Annotated in this window: 5 protein-coding genes; 2 read left to right on the forward strand and 3 right to left on the reverse strand. The window is 62.6% G+C overall.

The window, feature by feature from the left end; genetic code table 11:
* On the forward strand, positions 1–402 hold a 402-nt coding region (locus tag EN935_RS26775; protein ID WP_127373786.1), incomplete at its 5' end, for an MFS transporter.
* A 57-nt stretch (positions 403–459) separates the two neighbouring features.
* Here EN935_RS26775 and ribB read toward each other — a convergent pair.
* Positions 460–1,560: a 3,4-dihydroxy-2-butanone-4-phosphate synthase gene (ribB, locus tag EN935_RS26780; RefSeq protein ID WP_109662220.1), complete on the reverse strand. Its 1,101-nt coding sequence runs from the start codon at positions 1,558–1,560 to the stop codon at positions 460–462.
* A gap of 108 nt (positions 1,561–1,668) precedes the next feature.
* Positions 1,669–2,778 carry a chorismate synthase gene (gene aroC / locus EN935_RS26785; protein WP_127262403.1) on the reverse strand — a complete coding sequence of 370 codons (1,110 nt, stop codon included), beginning with the start codon at positions 2,776–2,778 and terminating at the stop codon, positions 1,669–1,671.
* A gap of 178 nt (positions 2,779–2,956) precedes the next feature.
* Here aroC and EN935_RS26790 point away from each other — a divergent pair, with 178 nt between their 5' ends.
* Positions 2,957–3,217 carry a DUF1344 domain-containing protein gene (locus EN935_RS26790; protein WP_109662215.1) on the forward strand — a complete coding sequence of 87 codons (261 nt, stop codon included), beginning with the start codon at positions 2,957–2,959 and terminating at the stop codon, positions 3,215–3,217.
* A gap of 75 nt (positions 3,218–3,292) precedes the next feature.
* Here the strand turns inward: EN935_RS26790 and EN935_RS26795 are convergent.
* Positions 3,293–3,565 (reverse strand): histidine phosphatase family protein (locus EN935_RS26795; protein WP_164771362.1); only part of this gene is annotated, 273 nt, incomplete at its 5' end.

Genomic DNA, 3,565 nt, shown 5'->3' on the forward strand with positions numbered 1-3,565 from the left:
CCACTGCAACGCCAGTTGGCCATCGCAGTCGCCCTCGTCGCGCTCGGCACGCTGCTGCCGCTCACCGCCGACACCGTGCCACTGCTGGCGCTGACCGTGTTCATCAGCGGCGTGGCGATCTCGCCGACCTTCATCACCGCCTTCGGCCTGATCGAGCGGCACGTGCCGGAGGCGATGCTGACCGAAGGCATCACCTGGGTCATGACCGGCATCGGCATCGGCATGGCGCTCGGCTCGTTTGCCGCCGGTGCGGTGGTGGATGCGTTCGGCGCCCAGAGCGGGTTCTGGGTCTCGGTGGCTTCTGGCACCATCGCCCTGGCCACAGTGTTGCTTGGCCAGCGCAGCCTTGCCACGCACGAATGCGAACTGGATGGATGCGAAGCAGCAATCCCGGCCGAGTGATAGCCAGGGTATGTTGAGGCCCAGGTCAGGCTGGCCTTACCTGAATATCGACATACCCTAGAGAATCTCGGTCTTGGCGATATGGATGCCAAAACCTTCCAGGCCGACATAGTGGCGTTCGCGCGAGGCGATCAGATTGATCGAGGAGATGCCGAGATCCTTGAGGATCTGCGCGCCGAGCCCGATCTCGCGCCACTCGTTTTCGCGGCGGCGGGCCTCTTCGTGATCCTCGCGGTCGCCGCTCGCCGGCCGTTTGCGCTCCTGATGGGCGACGCCGACGGAGCCTTCTCTGAGATAGACGATGACGCCGCGCCTGCGCTCGCCCATCGACTTCATGATGCCGTCGAGCCGGTGGCTGGTGCCAAAGACATCGGTCACCACATCCTCGGAATGCAGACGCACCGGCACGTCCTCGCCGTCGCGAATGTCGCCGAAGACGATGGCGACGTGATGCATGGAGTCCCAGGGCAGCGTGTAGGTGAAGACCTGCGCCTTGCCGCCGAGCGTGTCGATTTCGGAGCAGGCGACGCGCTCGACCAGCGTTTCCTTGCGTTGCCGGTAGGCGATGAGGTCGGCCACAGAAACCTGCTTCAGGCCATGCTCTTCGGCGAAAGCCTGCACCTGCGGACCGCGCTTGACCGTGCCGTCGTCGTTGACCAGCTCGGAAATGACGCCGACCGGCGGCAGGCCGGCGAGCTTGCACAAATCGACCGCGGCCTCGGTATGGCCAGAGCGCATCAGCACGCCGCCCTCGCGCGCAATCAGCGGGAAGATGTGGCCAGGCCGGACGAAATCCGAACCGCCGACATTGCCGTTGGCAAGATTGCGAACGGTCAGTGTGCGGTCCTCGGCCGAAATGCCGGTGGTGGTGCCATGCTTGAAATCGACGCTAACGGTGAAGGCGGTGGTATGCGCGGAGTCGTTGTCGGCGACCATCGGCGCAAGGTTCAGCCGCTTGGCCTCCTCGCGCGGCATCGGCGTGCAGACGATGCCGGAGGTGTGGCGAACGATGAACGCCATCTTTTCGGGCGTGCAGTGGACGGCAGCGACGATCAGGTCGCCCTCGTTCTCGCGCCCGTCATCATCCATGACGACGACGATCTCGCCGCGTTCGAAAGCGCGCAGGGCTTCGACGATTTTCTTCTGGTCGTAAGGCATGAACGCTCGCTTCGCTCGCAGGGCAGTAGGGGAATAGGGCAGTAAGGCAGTAGGGAAAAGGAAGATTTGGCTGTTTCGGCGGACGGCGTAACATACTGCCTTACTGCCTTACTGCCCTACTCCCTTTCCTGTTTGCCCCCTATGACGCAGATAGTGATCAGCAATCGCGCAGGCAACCATCGCTTCGCCGATCGGCACGGCGCGGATGCCGACGCATGGGTCGTGGCGGCCCTTGGTCATGATCTCGACGTCCTTGCCGTCCTTGTCGATCGACTTTCGCGGCGTCAGGATCGACGAGGTCGGCTTGACGGCGAAACGGGCGACGATTGCCTGGCCGGTCGAGATGCCGCCCAGGATGCCGCCGGCATTGTTGGACAGGAACACCGGCTTGCCGTCATTGCCCATGCGCATCTCGTCGGCATTCTGCTCGCCGGTGATGCGGGCGGCCTCGAAGCCGTTGCCGATCTCGACGCCCTTGACGGCATTGATCGACATCAGGCCCGACGCGATGTCCTGGTCGAGCTTGGCATATATCGGTGCGCCGAGACCGGCCGGAACACCGTCGGCGACGATTTCGATCACCGCACCGACCGAGGATCCCGCCTTGCGGATGCTGTCGAGATACTGCGTGAAAACGGGAACGGAAGCCGGATCGGGGGTGAAGAACGGATTTTCCGCGTCGCCGATGAAATTCCAGTTCCAGTTGGCGCGGTCGATGGATTTTTCGCCCATCGACACCAGCGCGCCGCGCACCACAACGCCGGGCACCACCTTGCGCGCCAGGGCACCGGCTGCCACTCTAGCTGCCGTCTCGCGGGCCGAGGAGCGGCCGCCGCCGCGATAATCGCGGACGCCGTATTTGACGTCATAGGTGTAATCGGCATGGCCGGGCCGGTATTGGCGGGCGATCTCGCCATAATCCTTCGAGCGCTGGTCGACATTCTCGATCAGCATCGACACCGGCGTGCCGGTGGTGATCATCGTCTCGCCATCCTCATCGAGTATAAAACCGGACAGGATCTTGACCTCGTCAGGTTCGCGACGCTGCGTCACGAAACGTGACTGTCCCGGCCGGCGCTTGTCGAGTTCGGCCTGGATTTCTCGCTGAGTGAAGCGGATGCCGGGCGGACAGCCGTCGACCACGCAGCCAAGCGACGGGCCATGGCTTTCGCCCCAGGTGGTGACGCGGAAAAGGTGGCCGAACGTGTTGTGAGACATGAAATGACCCTGCCCGGCAGCGGAGCCGGCTCAAGGCTGCCTTCTATTGGCGTTTTTCACAGGGGTCAAACTGTGATCTGGCGGATTTAGTTTTGACACATTCGGTTGGTTTCTGCTCTGCTCCATCCGCCGTTGAACGCCCGCCGCTATGCCGGTGCAATGATAAAGAGGAACGATTATGCGTACCCTGATTGGCGCCGTTGCCGCCACACTGCTGCTTTCCACCGCCGCTTTCGCCGGCCAGACCGAAGGCCTGATCAAGAAGATCGACAAGGACACGGCGACGCTGACGCTGGATGACGGCAAGTCCTACAAGCTGAACGCCGAGACCGATCTCGACGCGCTGAAGCCGGGCATGGACATCGTCATCGCCTACGATGTGACCAATGGCGAAAACGTCGTCACCGACATGGAACTGCCGGACAGCTCAGCCAATTAGAGCTTCCAGCCTCAATTGAATGCAGTGCTTGCGGTCAGTTTTCGCTGAGCCGCTCTGATCAATTGTCTCTACGGTCTAGAGCCACTCCAGACTCTTGCCCTCGAGCTTGAGCAAGCGATCCTGCGGTATCTCCAGGTTCGCTGCCTCGTCCTCGGCCAATCCCAGAACGAAGCGAAACAAGGTGCGCATGACGCCGCCATGGGTCACGCAGATCGTCTGGCGTTCGATCGCGTCGAAGCATGGCCTCACCCGTTCGAGCAGCATCTGGTAACTCTCGGCGCCTTCGCCGGGCGGCTGAAAGTTCCATTTGTCCAGCGCTCGCGTCCTGCTCGCTCCGGGATACCGTGT

The sequence above is a fragment of the Mesorhizobium sp. M7D.F.Ca.US.004.03.1.1 genome, assembly GCF_003998635.1.
Classification (GTDB): Bacteria; Pseudomonadota; Alphaproteobacteria; order Rhizobiales; family Rhizobiaceae; genus Mesorhizobium; species Mesorhizobium loti.

Excerpts from the sequence above, each read along its gene's own strand:
- ribB (WP_109662220.1), bottom strand. The coding sequence starts at position 1,560 with ATGCCTTACGACCAGAAGAAAATCGTCGAAGCCCTGCGCGCTTTCGAA.
- EN935_RS26790 (WP_109662215.1), top strand. The coding sequence starts at position 2,957 with ATGCGTACCCTGATTGGCGCCGTTGCCGCCACACTGCTGCTTTCCACC.
- aroC (WP_127262403.1), bottom strand. The coding sequence starts at position 2,778 with ATGTCTCACAACACGTTCGGCCACCTTTTCCGCGTCACCACCTGGGGC.